The 26707-nt window shown below is 62.9% G+C and carries 25 protein-coding genes; 21 read left to right on the plus strand and 4 right to left on the minus strand.

The annotated features are described in order from the left end of the window. Positions 1-17 precede the first annotated feature (17 nt). The 5 genes from rpmI to pheT all read left to right on the plus strand — a co-directional run bounded on the left by rpmI (position 18) and on the right by pheT (position 5307). On the plus strand, positions 18-212 hold the full coding sequence (rpmI, locus tag EEB12_RS28025) for a 50S ribosomal protein L35 (RefSeq protein WP_003944043.1): 195 nt from the start codon (positions 18-20) through the stop codon (positions 210-212). Between the two features lie 63 nt (positions 213-275). Beyond that, positions 276-665, plus strand: a complete 390-nt coding sequence (gene rplT / locus EEB12_RS28030; RefSeq protein ID WP_019748616.1) for a 50S ribosomal protein L20 — start codon at positions 276-278, stop codon at positions 663-665. Positions 666-688: 23 nt separating this feature from the next. After that, positions 689-1519, plus strand: a complete 831-nt coding sequence (locus EEB12_RS28035; protein ID WP_141488898.1) for a TrmH family RNA methyltransferase — start codon at positions 689-691, stop codon at positions 1517-1519. Between the two features lie 170 nt (positions 1520-1689). After that, on the plus strand, positions 1690-2760 hold the full coding sequence (gene pheS, locus EEB12_RS28040) for a phenylalanine--tRNA ligase subunit alpha (protein WP_047888963.1): 1071 nt from the start codon (positions 1690-1692) through the stop codon (positions 2758-2760). 60 nt (positions 2761-2820) lie between these two features. Further along, positions 2821-5307, plus strand: a complete 2487-nt coding sequence (pheT, locus tag EEB12_RS28045; protein ID WP_141488899.1) for a phenylalanine--tRNA ligase subunit beta — start codon at positions 2821-2823, stop codon at positions 5305-5307. A gap of 58 nt (positions 5308-5365) precedes the next feature. Here pheT and EEB12_RS28050 read toward each other — a convergent pair whose 3' ends face one another. Then, positions 5366-6430, minus strand: coding sequence for an Lrp/AsnC family transcriptional regulator (locus EEB12_RS28050; RefSeq protein ID WP_141488900.1), 1065 nt, complete (start codon positions 6428-6430; stop codon positions 5366-5368). A 56-nt stretch (positions 6431-6486) separates the two neighbouring features. Here EEB12_RS28050 and EEB12_RS28055 point away from each other — a divergent pair, with 56 nt between their 5' ends. The 14 genes from EEB12_RS28055 (at position 6487) to EEB12_RS28120 (ending at position 22237) form a co-directional block, all read left to right on the plus strand. Next, on the plus strand, positions 6487-7806 hold the full coding sequence (locus EEB12_RS28055) for a flavin-containing monooxygenase (protein ID WP_141488901.1): 1320 nt from the start codon (positions 6487-6489) through the stop codon (positions 7804-7806). Continuing rightward, entirely contained in the window at positions 7806-8717 is a 912-nt protein-coding gene (locus EEB12_RS28060; protein ID WP_019748612.1) for a bile acid:sodium symporter family protein, read from the plus strand. The genes EEB12_RS28055 and EEB12_RS28060 overlap by 1 nt, the downstream gene beginning before the upstream one ends. Continuing rightward, positions 8714-9649, plus strand: coding sequence for an SDR family oxidoreductase (locus EEB12_RS28065; RefSeq protein WP_092763567.1), 936 nt, complete (start codon positions 8714-8716; stop codon positions 9647-9649). The genes EEB12_RS28060 and EEB12_RS28065 overlap by 4 nt, the downstream gene beginning before the upstream one ends. Positions 9650-9765: 116 nt before the next feature. After that, positions 9766-10227: a hypothetical protein gene (locus tag EEB12_RS28070; RefSeq protein ID WP_021344370.1), complete on the plus strand. Its 462-nt coding sequence runs from the start codon at positions 9766-9768 to the stop codon at positions 10225-10227. A gap of 38 nt (positions 10228-10265) precedes the next feature. After that, positions 10266-11336 (plus strand): N-acetyl-gamma-glutamyl-phosphate reductase, encoded by a 1071-nt coding sequence (gene argC, locus EEB12_RS28075; RefSeq protein WP_019748609.1) that lies wholly within the window; start codon positions 10266-10268, stop codon positions 11334-11336. Between the two features lie 59 nt (positions 11337-11395). Further along, positions 11396-12607, plus strand: coding sequence for a bifunctional glutamate N-acetyltransferase/amino-acid acetyltransferase ArgJ (argJ, locus tag EEB12_RS28080; protein ID WP_020907877.1), 1212 nt, complete (start codon positions 11396-11398; stop codon positions 12605-12607). Further along, positions 12604-13527 carry an acetylglutamate kinase gene (gene argB, locus EEB12_RS28085; RefSeq protein ID WP_019748607.1) on the plus strand — a complete coding sequence of 308 codons (924 nt, stop codon included), beginning with the start codon at positions 12604-12606 and terminating at the stop codon, positions 13525-13527. The genes argJ and argB overlap by 4 nt, the downstream gene beginning before the upstream one ends. Continuing rightward, positions 13524-14723, plus strand: a complete 1200-nt coding sequence (locus tag EEB12_RS28090) for an acetylornithine transaminase (RefSeq protein WP_141488902.1) — start codon at positions 13524-13526, stop codon at positions 14721-14723. Before argB ends, EEB12_RS28090 begins: the two co-directional genes overlap by 4 nt. Beyond that, on the plus strand, positions 14720-15670 hold the full coding sequence (gene argF / locus EEB12_RS28095) for an ornithine carbamoyltransferase (RefSeq protein WP_019748605.1): 951 nt from the start codon (positions 14720-14722) through the stop codon (positions 15668-15670). Before EEB12_RS28090 ends, argF begins: the two co-directional genes overlap by 4 nt. Beyond that, entirely contained in the window at positions 15667-16146 is a 480-nt protein-coding gene (locus EEB12_RS28100) for an arginine repressor (protein ID WP_019748604.1), read from the plus strand. Before argF ends, EEB12_RS28100 begins: the two co-directional genes overlap by 4 nt. A 47-nt stretch (positions 16147-16193) precedes the next feature. Beyond that, positions 16194-17393, plus strand: a complete 1200-nt coding sequence (locus EEB12_RS28105; RefSeq protein ID WP_007736221.1) for an argininosuccinate synthase — start codon at positions 16194-16196, stop codon at positions 17391-17393. A 3-nt stretch (positions 17394-17396) separates the two neighbouring features. Next, on the plus strand, positions 17397-18839 hold the full coding sequence (gene argH / locus EEB12_RS28110; protein WP_021344365.1) for an argininosuccinate lyase: 1443 nt from the start codon (positions 17397-17399) through the stop codon (positions 18837-18839). A gap of 170 nt (positions 18840-19009) precedes the next feature. After that, positions 19010-21991, plus strand: coding sequence for an acyl-CoA synthetase (locus EEB12_RS28115; RefSeq protein WP_019748602.1), 2982 nt, complete (start codon positions 19010-19012; stop codon positions 21989-21991). A 39-nt stretch (positions 21992-22030) separates the two neighbouring features. Beyond that, positions 22031-22237: a Trm112 family protein gene (locus EEB12_RS28120; RefSeq protein ID WP_003944045.1), complete on the plus strand. Its 207-nt coding sequence runs from the start codon at positions 22031-22033 to the stop codon at positions 22235-22237. On the opposite strand, the gene EEB12_RS28125 is transcribed toward EEB12_RS28120, so the two are convergent. Genes EEB12_RS28125 through EEB12_RS28135 form a run of 3 tightly spaced genes read right to left on the minus strand, consistent with a single transcriptional unit; the run spans position 22234 to position 24340 of the window. Next, positions 22234-22857 carry a TetR/AcrR family transcriptional regulator gene (locus EEB12_RS28125; protein WP_021344364.1) on the minus strand — a complete coding sequence of 208 codons (624 nt, stop codon included), beginning with the start codon at positions 22855-22857 and terminating at the stop codon, positions 22234-22236. The two genes, EEB12_RS28120 and EEB12_RS28125, sit on opposite strands and share 4 nt — an antisense overlap. Continuing rightward, positions 22854-23609, minus strand: coding sequence for an ABC transporter permease (locus EEB12_RS28130; protein ID WP_003944033.1), 756 nt, complete (start codon positions 23607-23609; stop codon positions 22854-22856). The genes EEB12_RS28125 and EEB12_RS28130 overlap by 4 nt, the downstream gene beginning before the upstream one ends. Next, the gene (locus EEB12_RS28135) at positions 23606-24340 is read right to left on the minus strand and encodes an ABC transporter ATP-binding protein (RefSeq protein ID WP_037249399.1); all 735 of its coding nucleotides are present in this window, start codon (positions 24338-24340) and stop codon (positions 23606-23608) included. Before EEB12_RS28135 ends, EEB12_RS28130 begins: the two co-directional genes overlap by 4 nt. Before the next feature lie 86 nt (positions 24341-24426). Here EEB12_RS28135 and EEB12_RS28140 point away from each other — a divergent pair, with 86 nt between their 5' ends. Both EEB12_RS28140 and tyrS read left to right on the plus strand, forming a co-directional pair. Then, positions 24427-25035, plus strand: a complete 609-nt coding sequence (locus EEB12_RS28140) for a DNA-3-methyladenine glycosylase (RefSeq protein ID WP_020969717.1) — start codon at positions 24427-24429, stop codon at positions 25033-25035. A gap of 19 nt (positions 25036-25054) precedes the next feature. Continuing rightward, positions 25055-26332 carry a tyrosine--tRNA ligase gene (gene tyrS / locus EEB12_RS28145; RefSeq protein ID WP_020907871.1) on the plus strand — a complete coding sequence of 426 codons (1278 nt, stop codon included), beginning with the start codon at positions 25055-25057 and terminating at the stop codon, positions 26330-26332. Positions 26333-26707: the final 375 nt, after the last annotated feature.

The raw sequence follows: 26707 nt of genomic DNA on the forward strand, positions 1-26707 counted from the left end.
CAAGAACTGAGGACTCCATGCCCAAGATGAAGAGCCACAGCGGCGCCTCGAAGCGATTCAAGGTGTCCGGCAGCGGAAAGCTCATGCGCCAGAAGGCCGGCCGTCGCCACCTTCTCGAGCACAAGTCCAGCAGGGTTACCCGTCGTCTCGACGGTGTCGCTGTTGTCAGCCCTGACGACGCTCCGCGCATCAAGCGCATGCTCGGCATCTGAGTCGCCCCCTTACTGACCACCCGGGGCCGTACTTTCAGCCCCTAGATTGACAGGATTTTTCAAGTGGCACGCGTAAAGAGGGCGGTCAACGCCCAGAAGAAGCGTCGTTCAATTCTTGCTGCATCCAGCGGCTACCGTGGACAGCGTTCGCGTCTGTACACCAAGGCCAAGGAGCAGCAGCTCCACTCGCTCACCTACGCGTACCGCGACCGTCGTGCGCGCAAAGGCGAGTTCCGCAAGCTGTGGATCACGCGTATCAACGCTGCAGCTCGCGCAAACGACATCACGTACAACCGCCTCATCCAGGGCCTGCGTCTGGCAGAGGTCGAGGTCGACCGCAAGATCCTGGCCGAGCTCGCTGTCTCCGATGCCGAGGCCTTTGCCGGCCTGGTCGCACTCGCGAAGGCCGCTCTGCCGGCTGACGTGAACGCTCCTGCCGGAGAAGCAGCCTGATTCACGCATCACAGCAACGGCCCGTGGACCCGCTCACCGAGCGGACTCCGCGGGTCGTTTCTGCTGTCAAGCTCCTGCGCACAGCAGAACGACGCAAAGCAGGACGTTTCCTCGTAGAGGGCGAGAACTCGGTCACCGAACTGTTGAACGGTGCACTCTCGCACGGCGAGGCCCGCCCGGTACACGACCTCTTCTACACCGAGGACGCAGCCGAGCGCTATCAGCACGTCATCGATCGGGCGCTGACCGCTGGAGTTCGTGTTGCTCTTGTGACCGATCGAGCAATCAAAGCTCTGAGCGATACCGTCACGCCGCCCGGTCTCGTTGCCGTCAGCGATCTACTGGATGTACCGCTGAGCGCAGCCGTCCATCAGGAGACCCGACTGCTCGCAGTGCCGGTCGAGGTCAACGAACCAGGTAACGCGGGCACCGTCATTCGCATCGCCGACGCAGTGGGTGCCGATGCGGCAATCCTCGCCGGTGACAGCGTCGATCCGCACAACGGCAAGGTCGTTCGTTCGTCGGCGGGCAGCCTCTTTCACCTGCCAGTCGTCCGCGATCGAGACACGGTGTCGGTGATCGAGCAGATTCGCGCAGCCGGCATTCAGATTCTCGCGACTGCAGCTGACGGCGAGGTCGATCTCGACGAGGCCGACGAGTTGCTGAGCAAGCCGACGGCTTGGCTGTTCGGTAACGAAGCCCACGGTCTCGATCCGGCGATCGCCGCTCAGGCTGATCATCGGGTCAGGATTCCGATCCATGGCCGCGCCGAAAGCTTGAACCTCGCGACAGCGGCGGCAATTTGCCTGTACGCAAGCGCGCGGGTGCAAAATCGCGCCACCGATCACGGCTGAAAACGCACGCGAAGACCTCACGGAATCCCATTTGCGGAAGCCTGAGACAATACAAGAGCAGAGACAATGCTCGAGCGAGTTCGAATGCTCGCTCGCAGTACAAGAAGTAAGCAGTACAAGAAGCACGCAGTACGAGAAGTAAACCGAGAAGCGACAGGAGCGTCACAGCCGTGGCCAAAAATGAGGGCGCGACACCGCCGGAGGTCGACGCGAGTGTACTCACCGAAGAGGCGTTGACCGCTGCGGCTGAGAACGCCGAGAAGGCGCTGGCGGACGCCGCTGACCTGGACGCGCTGGCGCACGTCAAGGTGGAGCACCTGGGGGACAAGTCCCCGATCGCCCTCGCGCGCCGGGGACTCGGCAGCCTTCCGGGCAAGGAAAAGGCGGACGCCGGTAAGCGCGTCAACATCTTCCGCACTCGGATCAACAACGCGTACGACGCTCGTCGTGAGGTCCTCCTCGCCGAGCGTGACGCCGCGGTGTTGGTTGCCGAGGCAATCGACGTCACTCTGCCCTCCGATCGCTACCCCGTCGGGGCGCGTCACCCGATCAGCCTGATTTCCGAGCAGGTCGCCGACGTATTCGTCGCGATGGGTTGGGAAGTTGCCGAGGGTCCGGAGGTGGAGACCGAGCACTTCAACTTCGACGCACTCAACTTCTTGCCGGATCACCCTGCGCGCACGATGCAGGACACCTTCCACCTGGCACCCGAGAACTCGCGCCAGGTGCTGCGTACCCACACCTCGCCGGTGCAGGTCCGCACCATGCTCTCGCGTGAGGTGCCGATCTACGTGGTGTGCCCGGGCCGCACGTTCCGCACCGATGAACTCGATGCGACCCACACGCCTGTCTTCTCGCAGGTCGAAGGCCTGGCCGTCGACAAGGGCCTGACCATGGCCAACCTGCGCGGGACTCTCGACGCGTTCGCTCGTGCCCTTTTCGGCCCCGAGACGCGTACCCGTATGCGCCCCAACTACTTCCCGTTCACGGAACCGTCGGCCGAGGTCGACGTCTGGTTCGCGAACAAGAAGGGCGGCGCAGGCTGGGTCGAGTGGGGCGGCTGCGGCATGGTCAACCCGAACGTTCTGCGCGCCAGCGGTATCGATCCCGACGAGTACTCGGGTTTCGCATTCGGCATGGGCCTCGAGCGGACCCTGCAGTTCCGCAACGGTATCCCGGACATGCGCGACATCGTCGAAGGTGACGTGCGTTTCACGCTGCCCTTCGGTGTCGCAGGCTGACCGATCCGGTCCGCGGAACCTTCACAAAGACTTATCGACAAACGAGAGAGCTGAGCAGACGTGCGAGTAGCGCAATCCTGGCTGACCGAGATCCTGCAGCGGGCAACTCCGGACTGGGAGGTGACCCCGGAAGAGTTGGACGCCGGGTTCGTCCGGGTGGGACTCGAAGTCGAGGAACTCGACACACTCGAGGCGATCGACGGCCCGTTGGTCGTCGGCAAGGTCGTCTCCATCATCGAACTGACCGAGTTCAAGAAGCCGATCCGCTTCTGCCAGGTCGAGGTCGGCGAACCCGAGCCTCGCGGCATCGTCTGTGGCGCGCGCAATTTCAACGAGGGTGACCTCGTCGTCGTTGCGCTGCCCGGCGCGGTGCTGCCCGGCGGATTCGAAATCGCCACTCGCAAGACGTACGGCCAGGTGTCCGACGGCATGATCTGCTCCGTCTCGGAACTCGGTATCGGCAAAGACCATTCGGGCATCTTGGTGCTCGAGCCTGGTACCGCCGAACCCGGCGCAGATGGCAACGAGTTGCTCGGTCTCGGTGACACGATCATCGAACTGAACATCACCCCGGACCGTGGCTACTGCTTCTCGGTCCGCGGTCTCACACGAGAGCTCGCGTGCGGCTTCGATCTCGAATATGCCGATCCCGCTTCGGTTCCCGCGCACCCGGCTGAGGGTGAAGCCTGGCCGGTGCGCCTCGAACCGGAGTCCAAGGCTTCGCGTTTCGTGATGCGGAAGATCACGGGTATCGATCCGCAGGCAGTGAGCCCGTGGTGGCTGCAGCGTCGACTTCTGCTCTCGGGTGTTCGCCCGATCTCGCCGGCCGTCGACGTCACCAACTACGTGATGCTCGAACTCGGCCAGCCTCTGCACGCGTTCGATGCGACCTCGGTGCAGGGCGACCTGGTGGTCCGTCGCGCCAAGGCGGGGGAGAAGCTGACGACGCTCGACGACGTCGAACGCACGCTCGATCCCGAAGACGTTGTCATCGCCGACGATTCCGGAGTCATCTCGCTGGCTGCCGTCATGGGCGGCGCAACCACCGAGGTGGGAACGGCAACGACGGACATCCTCCTCGAAGGAGCTACTTGGGATCCGCTCGCAGTCTTCAAGACGGCGCGCCGGCACAAGCTGCCGAGTGAGGCGAGCAAGCGTTTCGAGCGCGTCGTCGATCCGGCGATTCCGCTCGCGGCCGTCGACCGCGCAGCCGCTCTGCTGGTCGAGATTGCCGGCGGACGGATCGAGCCGGTCCTGACCGACGTGGGCGATGTTGCCCCTCGCGCTGCCATTCGCATGGATATCGACCTGCCCGATCGTGTCGCCGGAGTCACGTACCCCAACGGCACCGCAGCTCGCCGCCTCACCCAGGTTGGCTGCAACGTCGAGGTCGGCGTCAGCGAAGAGGGACACGGCCAGTTGGTCGCGACGCCGCCGTCGTGGCGTCCGGACCTGGTGCAGCCTGCGGACCTCGTCGAGGAAGTTCTTCGCCTCGAAGGTCTCGAGCAGATCCCGTCGGTGCTTCCCGCCGCTCCGGCCGGACGCGGATTGACTCCGTCGCAGCGGCGTAAGCGCACGGTGTCGAAGGCCGTGGCTCACGCCGGTTACGTCGAGGTACTTCCTCCGGTCTTCCTGCCCACCAACGTCTTCGACGTCTGGGGCCTCGACGCGGATGATCCGCGCCGCAACACCAGCAAGGTCCTCAACCCGCTCGAAGCCGATCGTCCGGAGTTGGCGACCACGCTGCTCCCGGGTCTGCTGGAGATCCTGGCTCGCAACGCTTCTCGCGGTCAGCGTGATCTTTCGCTGTACGGCATCGCGCAGGTTGTCCTGCCGGGCCCCGATACCAAGCCGGTGGATGCATTGCCGGTGGATCGTCGCCCGACGGACGAGCAGATCGCGAACCTGATCGCGTCGTTGCCGGCTCAGCCCGTGCACATCGCTGCAGTGTTGAGTGGTTTGCGTGAGCCGAGCGGCCCCTGGGGTCCTGGCCGTCAGGCCGAGGCTTCGGACACTTTTGCAGCAGTGCGGGTCATTGCAGCTGCAGCAGGCGTCGAGGTGGAACTGCGTGCGGCGCAGTACCTGCCGTGGCATCCCGGCCGTTGCGCCGAGGTTGTCGTTGACGGCAACGTAGTCGGTCATGCGGGCGAACTGCATCCGGCTGTTCTCGAGCGTGCGGGATTGCCTGCGCGCACTTGTGCACTGGAGATCGACCTCGACGCTTTGCCGTTGGTCGAGAACCTGCCGGCGCCGCGCATTTCGCCCTTCCCCGCAGTGCTCCAGGACGTGGCGGTTGTTGTCGATCGCGATATTCCTGCGGCGAAGGTCCAGGAAGCTCTGCGTTCCGGCGGCGGCGAACTTCTCGAAGACATTCGCCTCTTCGACGTCTTCGAGGGCGAGCAGGTCGGTGAAGGCCGCAAGTCGCTCGCGTTCGCGTTGCGATTCCGTGGTGTCGACCGGACACTGACCGAGGACGAGGCAAGCGCGGCTCGCGATGCCGCGGTCGAGGCTGCCTCCAAGGCCGTCGGTGCGCAGATGCGCGGCTGATCTACTCAACTGATCACAGAGCCCACGTCCACTCCCGGTGGTCGTGGGCTCTGTTGTGTTATCGGTTTTCCGGTGAATCGGTGCGGCTCGGCAACCACACATCCGGGGCGATAGTCGAGGTTCTGCGCCCGTCCTGATCGAGTACGTGACCGAGCAGTTTGCGCAGGTGCAGCAGAATGGATCGTTCGGTGACGTAAAGCCCCGAAATCTCCTTGCGCAGACGAATTTCGAATGCATCGAGTTCTGCAGGAGAATGCAGCCACAACTGAACCACCAGATTGTCGGCGCCCACCACCGCGAAACAGTTTCGGACTTCCGGCGCTCGGCTCAGTAATCGGCCCGCAGTATCGAGAAGTTCGGGTTCGACGCGGCACCACAGTGTGGCGAGCACGGGAAGCCCGGCCAGCGGCCGGGCAAATTCACACCGCAGCGCCACCAACCCCGAAGACGTGAGCCGGTCGATCTGGCGTTTGCATGCAGCCGGACTGACACCGATCGCGTCGGCCAACTCCTTCATGGGAGTGCGCCCGTCGTAGGCGAGGATCGTGAGAACCTTGCGATCCTGTTCGGAAATGCCGGTCGACCGAGCGCGCACGGCAGTACGGTTTTCGCTGGTGGTCAGCACACCCTTCTCGGACGGTGCCAGCGCATTGAGTCTCCATCGCCCACCTTCGGTGAACCAGCGTGTGATGATCGAGGTTCGTGTCGCGAGTACGCCGTCGATCGTTGCGATCTCTTCCGAGATGAAGCGCGACATCGACGCCAAGTCCGCAGTACCGGCTGTGACGAGCAGATCGGCTCTACCTGTTGATACTTCGATGGTCACGGCGTGGGCCAAGACGGTGAGACGTGCCGCGACGGTGTCGAGAAGTTCTGGTGAGCAATCGATTTCGATGATCGCTGTGACGATGCTGCCCAGCACCTGTGGCCCCGGAGTAACCGTGACCCAGGCCAACGACGATTCGGACAGTCGATTCCAACGCCGGGCGAGAGTCGCGGCGTCGAGTTCGAGTGGGCCGGCCAACGAAAGCCACTTCGATCGCGGTGCGAGTTGCAGCGCATTGATTATCCTCAGATCGATTTCATCTATCCCGCGATCGTTGTCGGCATCGAGTGCGCTCATAACGTCATTATCCTGCACATTGCCGCAAGATTCGAACTATCTGCGACGCTCGACCCATGAGCACAGAGGGCAAGTACGCGCTGATCGGAGCGGGTCCGTCTGGATTGGCCGGCGCACGAAACCTCGATCGAGCCGGCATAGCGTTCGACGGCTTCGAGAGCCACGACGACGTCGGTGGGCTCTGGGACATCGACAACCCGCACAGCACCGTCTACGAGTCGGCGCACCTCATTTCGTCGAAGGGCACCACCGCATTCGCGGAGTTCCCGATGGCGGATTCGGTTGCCGACTACCCGAGCCACGTCGAACTTGCCGAGTATTTCCGCGACTACGCCGATACCCACGATCTTCGCAAGCACTTTGCCTTCGGCACTACCGTCATCGACGTTTCGCCGGTCGATTCGCTGTGGCAGGTCACCACGCGTAGTCGCAGCGGTGAGACGACAGTCGCGCGGTATCGAGGCGTGATCATCGCGAACGGAACGCTGTCGAAGCCGAACATACCGACGTTCCGGGGCGACTTCACCGGCACGTTGATGCACACGAGCGAGTACCGCAGTGCCGAGATCTTCCGCGGAAAGAGAGTGCTGGTCATCGGAGCGGGCAACAGTGGATGCGACATCGCCGTCGATGCCGTCCACCAGGCCGAGTGCGTCGATTTGAGCGTTCGGCGAGGCTACTACTTCGTCCCCAAGTATCTGTTCGGGCGACCCTCGGACACCTTGAATCAGGGAAAGCCGTTGCCGCCGTGGATCAAACAACGCGTCGACACCTTGGTACTCAAGCAGTTCACGGGAGATCCGGTGCGGTTCGGATTTCCGGCACCGGACTACAAGATCTACGAATCGCATCCGGTCGTGAACTCGTTGATCCTGCACCACATCGGGCACGGTGACGTGCACGTGCGCGCTGACGTCGACCGGTTCGAGGGGAAGACGGTGCGGTTTGTCGACGGATCGTCTGCCGACTACGACCTCGTTCTCTGCGCCACGGGGTATCACCTCGACTATCCCTTCATCGCGCGCGAGGACCTGGACTGGTCGGGCGCTGCCCCGGACCTGTTCCTCAACGTCGCGAGTCGCCGTCACGACAATCTCTTTGTGCTCGGCATGGTCGAAGCATCCGGTCTCGGGTGGCAGGGCCGTTACGAGCAGGCCGAGTTGGTGGCCAAATTGATCACCGCACGCACCGAAGCCCCCGCCGCGGCGCGCGAATTCTCGGCAGCGGCGGCCGGCCCTCCTCCCGATCTGTCCGGGGGATACAAGTACCTGAAGCTGGGACGAATGGCCTACTACGTGAACAAGGACGCCTACCGATCAACGATCAGGCGGCACATCGGACTGCTCGATGCCGCTCTGACGAAGGGAGGACAATGATGCCGATCGACGACGTGGTGCTCAACTTCAACCCGGGATCGTTGATGATCCTCAACGTGGTGCTGGCCGCGATCATGCTGGGGATCGCCCTCGACACCTCGGTCGACGACTTCCGTCGTGCGCTCACCAAACCCAAGGCGATGGCGGTGGGTATCGCTGCCCAGTTCCTGCTGCTGCCGGCAGTGACTTTTCTGCTGACGCTGATTCTCTCGCCCGCTCCCTCGGTAGCGCTCGGCATGATCCTGGTGGCGTGCTGCCCGCCGGGCAATATCTCGAATGTCCTGACTCACCGGGCGGGCGGCGACGTCGCACTCTCGGTGTCCATGACGGCGGTGTCGAACGTCCTCGCGATCTTCCTCATGCCGCTCAATCTCGCGTTCTGGGGGAGCCGACGCCCGGAGACCGACGCTCTGTTGCAGTCCGTGAACCTGAATGCGCTCGAGATGGTCGCGCAAATCGCCCTGATCATCGGCGTGCCGTTCGTTCTCGGCATCTGGGCGGCACAAAAGTTCCCGGAGATCGCCGCGAAAGCGCAGCCGTGGGTGAAAAACGGTTCGTTGGTGGCGTTGTTGATCTTCATCGTCGCGGGTGTGTCAGGGAATGCGTCGTACTTCGTCGACTACATCGGGGTGGTACTGCTCGCGGTCTTCCTGCACGACACGGTTGCCCTCGCACTGGGATACTTCTGCGGCGCCGTCACCGGGTTGAACGAATACAGCCGTCGCGCCGTCTCTTTCGAGGTCGGCATCCGCAATGCGGGACTGGGGCTTGGCCTGGTGTTCACGTTCTTCGACGGGCTCGGTGGCATGGCCGTCGTGGCCGGCTGGTGGGGGATCTGGGACATCATCGCCGGGTTGGCTCTGGCGACGATCTGGTCCAAGCGACGCGCCCGAAAGGCGGTACCGGCATGACCGTCGCACTCGTCACGGGCGGGAACGGGTTCCTGGGTACCGCTGTCATCGACGCACTGATCGCGCAGGGCATCACCGTCGTCTGTGTCGACCTCACCGTCAAGGACACGCCGGACGATCGCATCCGCCGCGTTAGGGCGGACGTCTGCGACCCCACAGAATTGGGGCGGGTGTTCGGTCAGTACCGACCGAACGTCGTGATCCACCTTGCGTCCATCGTGAATCCCGGCAAGAACACGACAGCAGAGCAGGAGTACCGCGTTGACGTCGACGGGACACGAAACGTGCTCGCGGCCTGCGTCGAACACGGGGTTGGACGGATCGTCGTGTCTTCGTCCGGAGCGGCGTACGGCTACCACTCCGACAACCCACCGTGGATCACCGAGGACGTACCTGTCCGAGGCAACGACGAATTCACTTACAGTCGCCACAAACGCCTGGTCGAAGAGATGCTCGCCGAATATCGCGTCGAACACCCGGAGTTGGAACAAGTTGTCTTCCGGATCGGCACGATCTTGGGTGAGAGCGTCGACAATCAGATCACCGCGTTGTTCGATCGCCGCAAGCTGCTCAAGGTTGCCGGGAGCGACAGCCCCTTCGTGTTTGTCTGGCACACCGATGTCGCGGGCGCTTTTGCGGAGGCCGTGACCGGAAACCAAGTGGGCATCTTCAACGTCGCGGGCGACGGCTCGTTGACCGTCGACGAGTTGGCTTCCCGGATGGGCAAGCGCACGGTGACGCTTCCTGCATGGCTGTTGCGAGGCGTTCTACGAGTCGGACGGCGATTGGGCGTAACGGAACACGGTCCGGAGCGCGTCGGATTTCTCCAGTACCGACCCGTTCTCGACAATCGGCGGCTCAAGGAACAGTTCGGGTACGTCCCCGAATATTCGAGCGAGGACGCGTTTGCCGCTTACCTCGCCTCACGCTGACCCCTTCGGCAGACAGTCGTGGAAGGATCGGAGTTGTCCGTCGGCATTTCGAGAAGGGACTGACAGTGTCACGAAATGATGGGCCCGAACATGATGGGTCCGAGCACGATGGTTCCGTGCACCAGGTGGTCGAGGCCGCCAGTGCACTCGACGACAAGGACTTCCTCGCGGTCGTTCGCGCAGTGGTCGAGCGTCGTCCGAGCTTGTCGGTCCTTCTTTCCGTGGTGGACACCGCTGCCGCGAGCCTCGAGCCGCACCGTGTAGAGGACGACAACACGATCACCGACGCCGAAGAAGTCGAACTGCCCGACACCGTTGTGGAGGTCGACGAGATCATCGACGTCCCGGTGGTACTTGCGACCGACCCGAGAATTCCCGAACCCGACTACACCGAAGGGGGAGTCCCCACTTTCGACCGTGTTCGGGAGAAGATAGAGGGGCGCTTCGGTACTTCCATAGGTTCGGCCGAATTGGCACACGAGAGTCCTGCCGGAAAGTCCGTCGACGAGCAGTGGGACGAGCGCCAGAAGGCCGCAAAAGCCAAGCTCGAGGAGATCCGGCGATCCATGGGTAAGTAATTATGCATTCCGATGCACAATGATGCATACTGTGTGACATGACTGAAGGTGGTACGACCGAGAACGCACGCAAGCCGATCAGAGTCGCCGTTGCCGGCGCCAGTGGGTACGCCGGTGGTGAGGTTCTGCGTCTGCTCCTCGGGCACCCGTCCTACGCCGACGGCAGTCTGGTGATCGGTTCGCTGACCGCCGGTGGCAACGCCGGTTCGACGCTCGGTGAGCATCATCCGCACTTGCTCCCACTCTCTTCGCGGGTACTCGAAGAGACCACTGTCGAAATCCTCTCGGGTCACGACGTCGTCTTCCTCGGTCTCCCACATGGAAATTCGGCTCAGTACGCCAAGTTGCTGCCCGAGTCGACGGTCATCATCGACTGCGGCGCGGACTTCCGGCTGCAGGATCCCGCAGCCTGGGAGAAGTACTACAAGAGCACTCATGCCGGTACCTGGCCATACGGTCTTCCTGAATTGCCCGGTGCCCGTGAGAAATTGGTAGGCGCAACCCGCATTGCCGTTCCGGGCTGCTACCCGACGGCAGCGAGCCTCGCGCTGGCCCCCGCCGTTGCCGCGGGGATCGTGGACTCACACGTGAACGTGGTTGCGGTCAGTGGCACTTCGGGCGCCGGCCGGGCACCGAAGGCCGATCTGCTGGGTTCCGAGGTCATGGGCTCCGTCCGCGCATACGGTGTCGGAGGTGTCCATCGCCACACCCCTGAGATCATTCAGAATCTTTCGGCCGCAGGCGGCAAGGACATCAGTGTTTCTTTCACTCCGGTCCTCGCGCCCATGCCGCGCGGCATCCTCGCGACCTGCACGGCAGCCACCACGGCCACCGAAGAGCAAGCGCGCGAAATCTACGAAAAGGCATACAACGACGAGCCGTTCATCCACGTGCTGCCTGCCGGAGTCTTCCCGCAGACCGGTGCCGTGATCGGATCCAATGCCGTGCAGATCGGGGTCACCGTTGACGCCGACGCCGGTCAGCTCGTTGTCATCTCGGCAATCGACAATCTCACCAAGGGCACCGCCGGTGGCGCGGTGCAATCGATGAATCTCGCCCTTGGCCTACCCGAGACCGCAGGTCTCTCTACCGTGGGAGTAGCTCCGTGAGCACCGACAATCCGCAGCAGATCGACAACGCAACCGAGCCTGACGCGACAGTTGCAGACGTGGTTCACGTCGCCGGGGGACGTCTGCTCCGCACACAGGGCGTTACCGCACCTGCCGGATTCCGCGGTGCCGGAATTGCTGCCGGTATCAAGAAGAGTGGCAAGTCGGACCTCGCATTGGTGCTCAACGAGGGACCCGATCTGGCCGCTGCCGGCGTCTTCACCCTGAACAAGGTCAAGGCTGCTCCGGTGCTGTGGTCTCAGCAGGTTTTGACGACGGGCAAGCTGCGCGCGGTCGTGCTCAACTCGGGCGGCGCAAACGCGTGTACCGGCGCGGGTGGATTCCAGGATGCGCACAAGACTGCCGAGGAAGTTGCGTCGGCACTGAGCAATTGGGGAACCGAGACGGGCGCGATCGAGGTCGCCGTCTGTTCGACCGGCCTGATCGGTGACCGCTTGCCCATGGACAAGCTGATCCCCGGTGTCACCGAGGTAGTGCACGAACTGGCCGGCGGAATCTCCGGCGGTACCGACGCGGCGTACGCGATCATGACCACCGATACCGTGCCGAAGCAGGCGTCGCTGCACCACGCGAACAAGTGGAACGTCGGCGGAATGGCCAAGGGTGCAGGCATGCTCGCGCCCGCACTGGCGACGATGCTGTGCGTCGTCACGACCGATGCTGTCGCAACGGCCGAGCAGCTCGATACCGCTCTGCGCGCCGCCACCCACCTGAGCTTCGATCGCCTCGACGTCGACGGCGCCACGTCCACCAACGACACGGTGCTCCTGTTGGCCTCCGGCGCCAGCGGTGTCACACCGACCCAGGACGAACTCAACGCCGCGGTCTTCGCAGTGTGCGACGATCTCGCGGATCAGTTGATGGCAGACGCCGAGGGCGTCACCAAGCGGGTCAAGGTGACGGTGCGCGGCGCAGCGTCCGAGTCCGATGCGTTGATCGGCGCCCGCACCATCGCCCGCGACAGCCTGGTCAAGACGGCACTGTTCGGATCCGATCCGAACTGGGGCCGCGTCCTCGCAGCAGTGGGTATCGCTCCCATCGAGCTCGATCCCGATCGAATCAGTGTGTCCTTCAACGGGAGTCCCGTCTGCATCGACGGCGTCGGCGCTCCGGGAGCGCGTGAGGTGGACCTGAGCGGGATCGACATCGAACTCGACATCGACCTGGGAATCGGCAACGAGTCCGTGAGCATTCGCACCACGGACCTCTCGCACGCGTACGTCGAAGAGAACTCGGCGTACTCGTCATGACCGAGACGTATCCCGTGATCAGCGAGCATCAGAAGGCGCATGTCCTCGCCGACGCGCTGCCGTGGCTGCAGCGATTCCGAGACAAGGTGGTCGTGGTCAAGTACGGCGGAAACGCCATGATCGACGAGACACTGAAGACCGCCTTCGCCGCGGACATGGCGTTCCTGAGGACTGTTGGCATCCACCCCGTCGTCGTGCACGGCGGCGGCCCGCAGATCAACGCGATGCTGGCACGCCTTGGCATGAAGGGTGAGTTTCGCGGTGGTTTCCGGGTCACGACGCCCGAGGTGATGGACGTCGTCCGGATGGTGCTCTTCGGTCAAGTGGGCCGTGAACTCGTCGGCCTGATCAACGCGCACGGTCCGTACGCGGTCGGTATCTCCGGTGAAGATGCGCACCTGTTCACCGCTACTCGACGCACTGTTGCGGTCGAGGGGGAGCAGACCGACATCGGCCTGGTCGGAGACGTCACCACCGTGAACCCAGACGCGGTACTCGATCTCATTGCGGCAGGACGCATTCCGGTAGTCTCGACCATCGCGCCCGATGCCGACGGCGTCGTCCACAACATCAACGCCGATACCGCCGCTGCCGCACTGGCCGAGGCGATCGGTGCCGAGAAGCTCGTTGTCCTCACCGACGTCGAAGGCCTGTACACCGATTGGCCGGACCGATCCTCGCTGGCCACCGAAATCGACACCGACGCCCTTGCCCAGTTGTTGCCGAGTCTCGATGCCGGCATGGTGCCAAAGATGGAGGCCTGCCTTCGCGCGGTGCGCGGAGGTGTGCCGTCGGCGCACGTGATCGACGGCCGGCTCGAACATTCAGTCCTACTCGAACTTTTCACCGGTGAAGGAATCGGCACGATGGTCGTGCCCGGCTCCTCGGTCGCCGGTCCCCAGCAGGGAGCTACTTCATGAGCACGATCGATCTGCAGCAGCGGTGGTCCGCTTCGCTGATGAACAATTACGGCGTACCCCGGGTTGCTCTCGTCCGCGGTGACGGCGCTGTACTCACCGACGCCGACGGCAAGCAGTACGTCGACTTCCTTGCCGGAATCGCCGTCAACATCCTCGGACACGGACATCCGGCCGTCGTCGAAGCCGTCACTACTCAGTTGTCGACACTCGGCCATGTTTCCAACCTGTACGCCAGCGAGCCGGTCGTCGAGTTGGCGGAGCAGTTGCTCGCTCATCTCGGCAACGTCACCGGGCGCGCGTTCTTCTGCAACTCCGGTACCGAGGCGAACGAGGCTGCCTTCAAGCTCGCTCGCGCCACTGGCCGGAAGAAGATCATCGCGGCCGAGGGCTCTTTCCACGGTCGCACGATGGGGGCACTCGCTCTGACGGGTCAGCCGGCCAAGCGGGCGCCGTTCGAACCGATGCCCGCCGGTGTCGAGTTCGTGCCGTACGGCGATGTCGAGGCACTGGAGCGGGCAGTCGATTCCGACACCGCTGCTGTGTTCCTCGAACCGATCATGGGTGAGGGCGGCGTCGTAGTGCCACCCGAGGGATACCTAGTCGAGGCTCGGCGGATCACCGCCGAACGTGGTGCGCTGCTCGTACTCGACGAAGTTCAGACCGGCATCGGCCGGACCGGCTGGTTCTACGCACATCAGGCAGTCGGCGTCGTGCCGGACGTCATCACTCTTGCGAAGGGACTCGGCGGCGGAATGCCGATCGGCGCCTGCATCGCGACCGGGGCAACGGCAGAGTTGTTCGGACCGGGCAAGCACGGTACGACGTTCGGTGGCAATCCGGTGTGCGCTGCGGCGGCGCTTGCCGTGCTGAAAACCATTGCAGCGGAAGACCTGATCTCACGCGCCGACAGCTTGGGCAAATCGATCTCGGCGGGCATCGAAGATCTGGGCCATCCGTTGGTCGACTACGTACGGGGATCAGGACTGTTGCTGGGTGTCGTGCTGACCGAGGACGTCGCGCCGGCGGTGGAAAATGCCGCGCGCGAAGCCGGGTACCTTGTGAATGCAGCGCAACCCGGAGTGATCCGGTTGGCGCCGCCGCTCATCCTCACAGATGAGCAGGCCGAAACCTTCGTGGCAGCACTACCTGCCATCTTCGACAGTGCACTATCGGCTGACCAGCCGGGGGAGAAGTGACTACCGTGGTGAAACACTTTCTCAGGGACGACGATCTGACTCCGGCGCAGCAGGCCGAAGTTCTGGAACTCGCTGCGATTCTCAAGAAGGACCCGTTCGCTCGGCGTCCACTCGAGGGTCCTCGCGGAGTCGGCGTCATCTTCGAGAAGAACTCGACGCGTACACGTTTCTCGTTCGAGATGGGCATCGCGCAGATGGGCGGCCACGCCGTCGTCGTAGACGGGCGCAGTACCCAACTCGGTCGTGAAGAGACGTTGGCGGACACCGGACGCGTACTCTCCCGCTATGTCGACGCCGTCGTGTGGCGCACGTTCGGCCAGAAGCGCTTGGAGCAAATGGCAACGGGTGCAACGATTCCCATCGTCAATGCGTTGTCCGACGAATTTCATCCCTGTCAGGTTCTGGCCGATCTGCAAACGCTGATCGAGCAGAAGGGTGAGCTCAAGGGACTGAAGCTGACCTACCTGGGCGACGGCGCCAACAACATGGCTCACTCGCTGATGCTCGGCGGAGTCACCGCAGGCATCGACGTCACCATCGCAAGTCCCGCGGGCTTCGAACCGGCGGACTGGGTAGTAGCAGCAGCGCGCACACGCGCCGCGGAAACCGGTGCGACCATCACGCTGACGCAGGACCCGCAGGCCGGCGTCGTCGGTGCCGACGCGTTGGTAACCGATACCTGGACCTCGATGGGTCAGGAGAACGACGGGCTCGATCGGGTCGGACCTTTCCGTCCGTTCCAGATCAACAAGGAACTGCTCGCCAAAGCAGATCCGAAGGCTGTCGTCCTGCACTGCCTGCCGGCCCATCGCGGCGAAGAGGTCACCGACGAGGTTCTCGACGGACCCCAGAGCGTCGTCTGGGACGAGGCGGAGAACCGTCTGCACGCCCAGAAGGCGTTGCTCGTGTGGCTGCTGGAACAGCGAACCCAACTGGACCAGGCGTGAGCGTCGCTCCCACTCGGGCCGGTCGCCAGTCGCGCATCATCGCGCTGCTGGCGGCGCATCCCGTCCGAAGTCAGACGGAGTTGGCGGCGTTGCTCGGTGCCGAGGGCATCGAAGCGACGCAGGCCACCCTCTCGCGTGACCTCGAAGAGTTGGGAGCGGTGAAACTGCGTGCCGCTGACGGCGGCGCCGGTGTTTACGTGGTGCCGGAGGACGGGAACCCGGTACGCGGTGTGTCCGGCGGTACCGACCGCCTCTCACGGCTGTTGGGTGAGCTGTTGGTCTCCACCGATTTCAGCGGCAACATGGCGGTTCTCCGGACACCGCCGGGAGCCGCGCACTACCTCGCGAGCGCACTGGATCGGTCCTCGATGCCCGACATCGTGGGAACGATCGCCGGAGATGACACCATCTTCGTGGTGGCCCGAGAACCGCTTTCCGGAGCGGAACTCGCGGCCATGATCGAATCGCTCGCCTGACCCCTTATTCTTTGATAGAGATTTTCAACCGAAGGAGCACAAAAACCATGGCCGATCGCGTCGTACTCGCCTACTCGGGCGGGCTGGACACTTCTGTTGCCATCAGTTGGATCGGTAAGGAGACCGGCGCTGAAGTTGTCGCCGTCGCCATCGATCTGGGGCAGGGTGGCGAGGACATGGAGGTCGTGCGTCAGCGCGCGATCGACTGCGGCGCAGTCGAATCCGTTGTCGTCGACGCCCGCGACGAGTTCGCGGACGAGTACTGCCTGCCGACCATTGCGGCCAACGCCCTCTACATGGACCGCTACCCGCTGGTCTCGGCCATCAGCCGTCCGCTGATCGTCAAGCACATCGTCGAAGCTGCACGCTCGCACGGCGGCACCATCGTCTCGCACGGTTGCACCGGTAAGGGCAACGACCAGGTTCGCTTCGAGGTCGGATTCGGCGCCCTCGCGCCCGACCTTCAGGTCATCGCACCGGTCCGCGACTACGCCTGGACCCGCGAGAAGGCCATCGCCTTCGCCGAAGAGAACAACATCCCGATCAACGTCTCCAAGAAGTCGCCGTTCTCGATCGACCAGAACGTCTGGGGCCGCGCCGTCGAAACCGGCTTCCTCGAGGATCTGTGGAACGCACCGACGAAGGACGTCTACGACTACACCCAGGACCCGACGGTCAACTGGAACGCGCCCGACGAGCTCATCATCAGCTTCGACAAGGGTCGCCCGGTTGCCATCGACGGCCGCCCGGTGTCGGTTCTCGAAGCCATCCAGGAACTGAACAAGCGCGCAGGCGCTCAGGGTGTCGGTCGCCTCGACGTCGTCGAGGACCGTCTCGTGGGCATCAAGAGCCGTGAGATCTACGAAGCTCCCGGAGCCATGGTTCTCATCACCGCGCACCAGGAACTCGAGCACGTCACCCTCGAACGCGAACTCGGTCGCTACAAGCGTCAGATGGAGCAGCGTTGGTCCGAGCTGGTCTACGACGGCCTCTGGTTCTCGCCCCTCAAGGACGCACTGGACACGTTCGTCAACAAGACGCAGGAGCGCGTCACCGGCGACATTCGTCTCTTCCTGCACGGTGGAGCCATCACCGTCAACGGTCGTCGTAGCCCGGAGTCGCTCTACGACTTCAACCTCGCGACGTACGACGAGGGCGACAGCTTCGACCAGTCCGCATCGAAGGGCTTCGTCGAGATCCACGGTCTGTCGTCGAAGGTCGCCGCGAAGCGCGATCTGGGACTCTGAGCCATGACGGCTCACGGTGACGGAGACGCTCAGAAACACGGCACCAACGAAGGCGCGCTGTGGGGCGGACGGTTCGAGTCCGGACCGGCCGCTGCCATGGCGGCGCTGAGCAAGTCGACTCACTTCGACTGGGTCCTCGCTCCGTACGACGTGCGGGCGTCGCAGGCGCATGCTCGCGTACTGAACAAGGCAGGCCTGCTCAGCGAGGCCGACCTCGCGACAATGCTCGACGGTCTCGACCGTCTGGCGGCCGATGTTGACAGTGGCGCCTTCGGACCGAGTGATTCGGACGAGGACGTACACGGCGCACTCGAACGCGGTCTGATCGAGCGTGTCGGGCCTGAGGTCGGCGGACGCCTGCGTGCTGGTCGTTCGCGAAACGACCAGGTGGCCACGCTGTTCCGCATGTGGCTTCGGGATGCGGTTCGCCGCATCTCCACCGGCGTTCTCGACGTGGTCGACGCATTGGCGACTCAGGCCGGGGCTCACCCGGATGCCGTGATGCCGGGCAAGACGCACCTGCAGGCTGCTCAACCGGTCTTGTTGGCACATCACCTGCTCGCCCATGCGCATCCGCTGTTGCGCGACGTGCAACGTCTTCGCGACTTCGACGTACGAGCTGCGGTGTCCCCGTACGGTTCCGGTGCACTCGCCGGTTCCTCGCTCGGTCTCGACCCCGAAGCCATTGCAGCGGAATTGAAGTTCGACAGCTCGGCCGAGAACTCGATCGACGCAACCGCTTCGCGTGATTTTGCGGCCGAGGCAGCGTTCGTGCTTGCGATGATCGGTGTCGATCTCTCACGCATGGCGGAAGAGATCATCATCTGGAGCACACCGGAATTCGGCTACATCACGCTTGCCGACGCGTGGTCGACAGGTTCGTCGATCATGCCGCAGAAGAAGAATCCGGATGTCTCGGAACTCACGCGCGGTAAGTCTGGTCGTTTGATCGGTAACCTCACCGGCCTGCTGGCGACGCTCAAGGCTCAGCCGCTGGCGTACAACCGCGATCTGCAAGAGGACAAGGAACCGGTCTTCGACTCGGTTGCGCAGCTGGAGATGTTGCTCCCGGCCATCACCGGCCTGGTGCAGACTCTCGAGTTCCACACCGCGCGTATGGCGGAACTTGCTCCGGCAGGGTTCACGTTGGCCACCGACATCGCGGAGTGGATGGTGCGTCAGGGCGTGCCGTTCCGGGTTGCACACGAGGCTGCTGGAGCGTGTGTGCGTGTCGCCGAAGCGCGAGGCGTCGGACTCGAAGATCTCACGGACGAGGAACTGGCCGGCGTCGACAGTGCGCTGACACCCGCTGTTCGTGAGGTGCTGACAGTCGAGGGTTCCATCGCTTCGCGTAATGCGCGAGGCGGCACCGCGGGGGTGCGGGTAGCAGAACAGTTGGACGGAGTCCGAGCAGTGGCGCAGTCGCTGCGGGAATGGACCCTCTGACCTTGCGGTCACGAGTGTTTCCCCTCTCTTTTCGGCAGTAGTCCTTCGGTCGTACGCGGTCAGGGAGCAGAATTTGCTCCCTGACCGCGTACGCGTATTCGTCGTCAGTAGGCTTGTTGCGCGCGGGAAAAATGAGACTGACGTCACATGGTGAGTAACTTGGGAGTGAAATGGTGGGATTGAATTCCAAGTCTGTGCTGGGCCCGATTCGTCGGGTGGTTGCGACAGCACAAAACGGCCTCGAGGTCGTCCGGTTGGGTGGGCTGGAAACGGATGCGACCACGTCGCCGTTCGAGATCGTCGAGCGCGCAGCGATGTACCGGCTTCGCCGCTACTTCCCGGACAGCGATCCGGAAACCGTCGGTGCACCGATCGTGCTGATCCCGCCGATGATGATGTCGGCGAACGTGTACGACGTGACTCGTGACCAGGGTGCTGTGGGAATTCTGCACGAGATGGGCCTGGACCCCTGGGTAGTCGATTTTGGTTCGCCCGACTCCGAAGAGGGCGGTTGGGATCGCAATCTCGCCGATCACATCATCGCTCTCAGCGACATCATCGACCACATCCACCGTCACACCGGTAAAGATGTTCACATCTCCGGCTATTCGCAGGGCGGCATGTTCGCCTATCAAGCTGCCGCGTATCGGCGTAGTCGAAACATCGCCAGCGTCATCACCTTCGGCAGTCCGGTCGACACACTCGCCGCGTTGCCCTTCGGTATCCCGGCCGGACTGGCCACCAAGGGTGCGGATTTCCTCGCCGATCACGTCTTCAATCGCCTGGCGGTCACCGGGTGGATGGCTCGCACCGGGTTCCAGTTGCTCGATCCCGTGAAGACGTTGAAGATGCGCGTCGACTTCCTGCTTCAACTGCACGACCGTGAGGCTTTGCTGCCGAGGGAGCAGCAGCGACGTTTCCTCGCGACCGAGGGTTGGGTCGCGTGGTCCGGGCCCGCGGTTGCCGAACTGCTCAAGCAGTTCATCGTGCACAACCGAATGATGACCGGTGGTTTTGTCATCAAGGATCAATTGGTCTCGCTCGCCGAGATCACCTGCCCCATCCTGGCATTCGTCGGCGAGGTCGACGACATCGGTCAACCTCAGGCGGTTCGTGGGATCAGCCAGGCAGCGCCGCGGGCCAAGGTCTACGAATCTACTTTGCGCGCAGGTCATTTCGGTTTGGTTGTCGGTTCCACCGCGGCCAATCACACCTGGCCGACCACCGGTGAATTCGTGCAGTGGACCGAGACGGGTGGACCCCTCCCGGACCGTATCGCGAACATGGTCTACGGCGCCGACCTCGAAGACCAGACCGGTGTGTCGATCAGCAATCGGATCATCCACACCGTCGCCTCGGTCGCTGAAGTAGGTGCAGGAGTCACCAAGGGAATCAGTGACCTTGCAGCTGGTGCGTTGCGCGGGACTTTCGAATTGTCCGGTGAAGCGGCACGCGCGTTGCCACGTCTGGCGCGACTCAACCAAATTCAGCCGCACACCAAGATCTCGCTGAGTCAATTGCTCGCGGAGCAGCGTCGAAAAGCGCCGAACGGCGAGTGCTTCCTCTTCGACAATCGTGTGCACACCTATGAAGCGGTCAACGCCCGCATCGACAATGTCGTGCGTGGATTGATTTCCGTGGGAGTGCGTCCGGCAGCGCACGTCGGTGTCCTGATGGAGACCCGCCCCAGCGCGCTCGCGGCCATCGCGGCCCTGTCGCGCCTTGGTGCCGTTGCCGTCATGCTTCCGCCGGGGTCCGACATCTCGGCGGCGGTCAAGCTGGGATCGGTTGATCGGATCATCACCGATCCGGAGAACGTCGACGCTGCGGTGGTCACCGGTAGGCCGGTCTTGGTACTCGGCGGCGGCGATGCCCGCGGACTCGAGGTGGATCCGTCACACGACGTGATCGATCTCGAACAAATCGATCCGACGAAGGTCAATCTGCCCGGTTGGTACCGGCCGGATCCCGGCGTCGCCCGTGAACTCGCATTCATCATCTTTGCGGAATCGGGCGGTGTGCTCGAAGCCAAGCAGATCACTAACTACCGGTGGGCACTGTCGGCCTTCGGAACGGCCACGGCGGCAGATCTCGATCGCGGTGACACCGTGTACTGCCTTGCACCACTCCATCATTCGTCGAGTCTGCTCGCGACCATCGGTGGCGCCATGGCCGGTGGCTCACGGATTGCGCTCTCACGCGGACTGAATCCGGCTCGATTCGTCGAGGAAATCCATCGCTACGGTGTGACCGTCGTGAGTTACACGTGGTCGATGATGCGCGAGATCCTCGACGAGGATCTTCTTCTCATCGACGGTAGCCATCCGGTCCGACTGTTCATCGGTTCGGGGATGCCTCACGGGCTGTGGAAGCGGACCACGGAGGCGTTCGACCCCGCGCAGGTGCTCGAGTTCTATGCGTCGACCGAAGGTGACGTGATTCTTGCCAATGTCGCGGGCTCCAAAGTTGGTTCCAAGGGCCGCCCGTTGCCGGGTAGCGCGCAGGTGCGGTTGGCGGCATACGACCCGCTGAGTGGTCGGCTCCTCGAAAATGGAAACGGATTTGTCCGTGAGTGCGCCGAAGACGAAGTCGGGTTGCTACTCGGGCGCGCGGGATTCACTGCCGATCTCTCGGGCGGAGCCATGCGGGGACTCTTCCAAGCGGGTGATTCGTGGATTCCCACGGAGAATCTCTTCCGCCGGGACGCCGACGGCGACTACTGGCTGATCGATCACAAGAACACGGTCATTTCGACGCTCCGCGGTCCCGTGTTCACCCAGCCGATCGTCGACGCGTTGTCGAGTGTGGCGCGGGTGGATCTTGCCGTCGCATACGGCGTCGGTGACGCGCCGCATCAGCTGGCGGTCGCTGCCGTGACATGGCGTCCGGGGCGGCAGTTCCGTTCCGCCGAGCTTGCGGAGGCTCTCTCGCGCATCGCTTTTGATGCGCGCCCGGATATCGTGCACGTGGTAGACGAGATCCCGGTGGGTTCGTCGTACCGTCCGAGTTCCACTGCGTTAGCTGCGGCCGGATTGCCGGCGCCAGGACCACGGACCTGGTTCCTCGATTCCGAGACGCAGTCGTACAAGCGCCTGACCAAGGCAATTGCCGCGCAGTTGATGCCGACGAGGGTGGGCACCGGAGCACGGTAGCCTGAGGACATTCTGTTTGATCGGTTCGAGAGGACTCACGTGGCTATTGATTCGACGTTGCTCAGCATTTTGGCCTGCCCCCAGGACAAAGGCCCGCTGTTGCTGGTCGGGGACGAGTTGCTCTACAACCCGCGCCTGCGGCGTGCATACCCGATCGAGAACGGCATTCCCGTTCTGTTGATCGACGAGGCACGCGATGTGGCGGACGACGAGCACGAGAAGTTGCTCGCGCGGGCTGAAGGCTAGATCGGTAATTCACCGGTCAGGTACCGCTGGAGGTTCGGAGCCACCAGCGGTACCAAAGCGTCAACGCTCAATGATGCGAGTGGTTCGAGTCCGAGCACATATCGCGTGACCAGCAGTCCGGCCATCTGAGATGCCACCAATTCCGCTCTGATCAAGCCGGTACCAGGTGGTGTGTCCACCCGCGGAATGATGTCGCGCAATACGACATCGAGCAGAAAGCTCTGGATCAGCTGCGATCCGTCGCCGGAAACCGCCGATCGAAAAGCCGCCAGAATCGCCGGCTGGTGTTCCGATTCCCACAGCCCGATCACTGCTCTGAGTAGATTTTCGCCGAGATTTACGGTCGGAGAGGCGTGAACCGGTCCCAATACCTGGACTGGATCGATCGGTAGCGCGATCGCAGCGGTGAACAACTGCTCCTTGCTTCCGAAATGATGATGAATCATGGCCGGATCGACGTCAGCGGCCGCAGCTATCGATCGAACGGTTGTGCGTCGAAAACCGTTCTGGGAGAACGCCCGTCGCGCCGAATCGAGGATCTGCGCGCGAGTCTCCGACTTGCCCGGTCGTCGCCCCGAACGAATCGGTGCAGGTGCGGGCGCCGTGTCGTTGTCGTTCATGGAGTGCGGCGATCGAGTGTTGCCGCGGCCAGCGAGAGTGCTGCGGCGGCGAAGCCCGCCATGACGGCGAGATCACGCCACATCTGACCCGTCGCGTCGGCATGCATCGACACTTGCTGAAGTGCGTCGACGGCGTAGCTCAAGGGGAGGACGTTGCTGATCCATTCGAGCCAGGTCGGCAATTGGTCGCGGGGCACGAGGAGTCCGCAGAGGAACAGTTGGGGGACCACAACTACCGGCATGAACTGCACCGCTTGGAACTCGGTCTTCGCGAATGCGCTGGCCAACAGGCCGAGCGCAACGCCGAGTATTGCGCCGAGAACTGCAATGACGATGACCCAGGCAAGACTGCCGGCGATGGTGAGTCCGAGAAATCCGAAAGCAACCGCGCACGCGAGAGCCGCCTGAGCGGCGGCCGAGAGCGAAAATGCCGCGCCGTATCCCGCCAGAAGATCGAGTTTGCCCATCGGGGTGGTGAGCAGGCGTTCGAGTGTTCCTGAACTGCGTTCGCGCTGCATGGCGATGGACGTGACCAGGAACATGACCACAAACGGCAAGATTCCCAGCATGGTGATCGCCACCCGTTGGAACAGTGAAACCTGGCCGGGCGGCGTGGGTACGTCTTGGTAGAGGAAATACAGCAAAATCATCAACAACGACGGGACCAACAAGATCATGGCCACCGTGCGATGGTCCTGGCGGAGCTGAAGCAGAATGCGTACGGTCGTAGCACCGAAGATCCTGATGCTCATGATATTTCGCCTCCGACGGGTGAAGTCCGAATCAGCTCGAGAAAGGCGTTCTCGAGCCGTTCACATCTGGTTTTGGCGCGCAATTCATCGGGTGTGAGTTGAGCGAGGAGATGCCCATCTCGCATCAGGATCAGTTCAGCGCAGTGGTCGGCCTCATCCATGACGTGGCTGGAGACCAACAGGGTGGTTCCGCTGCGAGCAAGGTCGGCAAATCGTTCCCACAATTCGACACGAAGCACCGGATCGAGACCAACGGTCGGTTCGTCGAGGATCAACACATCAGGTGATGCCACCAACGCGCATGCCAGCGAGACTCGACCGCGTTGACCTCCGGACAGATCGGCGGCGGTCTGGTCGGCGTATCGGCTCAATCCGACGGCGTCGACCGCTGCTGCGACGTCTGCGCCGGACTTGCCGTACAGAGCGCCGAAGTACTGGACGTTTCGAGTGACCGTCAGGTCGCCGTACACGCTGGGGGATTGGGTGACGTATCCGACCCGGCGGCGAAGGGCAACGGACCCCGCGAGGTCGCCCAGGACTCTGACCTCACCACTTTCGACGATCTGGGTTCCGACTATCGCGCGCATCAGGGTTGTCTTGCCGCAGCCGGACGGGCCGAGCAGTCCGGTGATCGATCCTGCCGAAACTTGCAGGTCGAGTGAGTGAAGAACTTCGTGCTTGCCGCGAATGACTCGTAGTCCGCGGATGTCTATTGCCGGCGTGGTGGTCACGGTTCGCCTCATTTCAATAATTCATCACTTGTTGAATTATGCGACTCGGCCGACCGATGAGTCAACGGCGTGGGCACAATCGAAGGGTGAGTATCGAGACCTTGGAAAATGTGAAGAACCCGTTGGAAGCGGGCCTGACAATTCTCGGCTCGACCCTGATTGTCGACGACATCTCGCTGAGGATTGTCGAGGTCGAGGCGTACGGAGGGGAGAAGGACGGGCCCTGGCCAGATCCGGCAGCACATTCGTATCGGGGGCAAACGCCGCGGAACAGCGTGATGTTCGGGCGGGCGGGCCGTCTCTACGTCTACCGCAGCTACGGAATGCACTTTTGTATGAACATCTCGTACGGCCCGGATGGTGTCGCGGGTGGTGTTCTGCTCCGAGCGGCCGAAATCGAGGCCGGTCACGATGTGGTGTCTGCTCGGAGATCGCCGGATCGACCATCTCACCAATGGGCCAGAGGGCCAGGTAATCTCGGCGCTTCCGTTGCAATCACGTTGGCGGACAACGGAACAGACGTGTTCAACCCTGCCTCGCGGGTTCGGCTCGAATTGGGGGAGTCGAAGGAGTGGGTCAGTGGACCGCGGGTGGGGGTCAGTACTGCGGCCGAGGTCCCGTGGCGCCTCTGGATTCCGGACTCGCGAGCTGTGTCCGCGTACCGCCGAAGCCCGCGAGCGCCGGTCATTTCGTGAAGATGGGATGATCGAGTCCGTGACTGAGAATATTCTCGACGAACTGACCTGGCGTGGGCTGATCGCCCAATCAACTGATCTCGACGCTTTGCGTAAAGATCTCGAGGCCGGACCGGTCACGTTGTATGCGGGCTTCGACCCGACCGGACCGAGCCTGCACGCAGGTCACCTGGTTCCGCTCCTCGCGCTCAAGCGGTTTCAGCGTGCCGGTAACCGTCCGATCGTTCTTGCCGGCGGTGCAACAGGCCTGATCGGTGATCCCCGTGACGTCGGGGAACGGACGATGAACTCCGCCGATACTGTCGCGGATTGGGCAGGTCGCATCCGTGGTCAGCTCGAACGATTCGTGGATTTCGACGATTCACCGACGAGTGCGGTCATCGAGAACAATATGAACTGGACCGGCAAGATGTCGGCGATCGACTTCCTGCGTGATGTCGGCAAACACTTCTCTGTGAACGTCATGCTTGCGCGTGACACCGTGAAGCGTCGTCTCGAGTCGGACGGGATGTCGTACACCGAGTTCAGTTACATGCTGCTCCAAGCCAACGACTACCTGCACTTGCGACGCGATCTCGGCTGCACTCTGCAGGTCGGTGGGTCCGATCAGTGGGGCAACATCATCGCGGGCGTCGAACTCAACCGTCGTGTCGACGGCGAGAGTGTTCACGCAATGACCGTTCCGCTGGTGACCTCGGCTGATGGGAAGAAGTTCGGAAAGTCGACCGGTGGCGGCAGTCTGTGGCTCGACCCCGAGATGACCAGCCCGTACGCGTGGTACCAGTACTTCGTGAACACCGGCGACGCCGACGTGATCAAGTACCTGCGCTGGTTCACGTTCCTGACCGCAGACGAACTCGCGGAACTCGAGACGGCAACGGCGGAGCGTCCGCATGCGCGCGAAGCGCAGAAGCGATTGGCTGCGGAGATGACGACCTTGGTTCACGGAGAACACAACACTCGCGCCGTCGAGCTCGCCAGCCAGGCGTTGTTCGGCAAGGCGGAATTGGCGGAACTCGACGAGTCGACGCTCGCCGCGGCGCTGAAGGAAGCATCTGTCAGCGAATTGGCGCCGGGGGAGCCGCGCACGATCATCGATCTGCTTGTGACGAGCGGTTTGTGTGAGAGCAAGGGAGCTGCTCGACGCGCAGTGAAGGAAGGCGGCGCTTCGGTGAACAACCAGAAGGTGTCGGCCGACGACTGGGAGCCCGCCGCATCCGATCTGCTTCACGGCAGCTGGTTGGTCGTCCGGCGTGGAAAGCGCAATTTCGCCGGCGTGAAAATACTTTCGAACTGACGTGTGTGGGGTCACAGTTGTCTCGCGGGGCTCCTGTGGCCGTTGGTGGCCCGCCTGCGGGCGGGCTACCAGCGGATTTAACCTGGCGAACACCTGCGACCTGCACGTTTGACGCTCAGTTTTCATTCGCGTAACTTTGTCCAAGTCAGAGCGACACGGACACCAACCCCGACCGAGAGGCCGGGGACACGCGGTTGGACGAAGTCGGAGACATTCACGCTCGACGGGAACTTGCTTCCTGGGAGCGAACAGGCTAAGATTGTGACTCTTGCCCCGGAGCTTTCAACCAGTTTGAAGCGATGGTGTGTGCGTGTTCTTTGAGAACTCAACAGTGTGTCGATGAATGTCAGTGCCAAATATTTTTTGGTACTTCAC

The organism is Rhodococcus sp. WS1 (assembly GCF_003797745.1).
Classification (GTDB): Bacteria; Actinomycetota; Actinomycetes; order Mycobacteriales; family Mycobacteriaceae; genus Rhodococcus_F; species Rhodococcus_F erythropolis.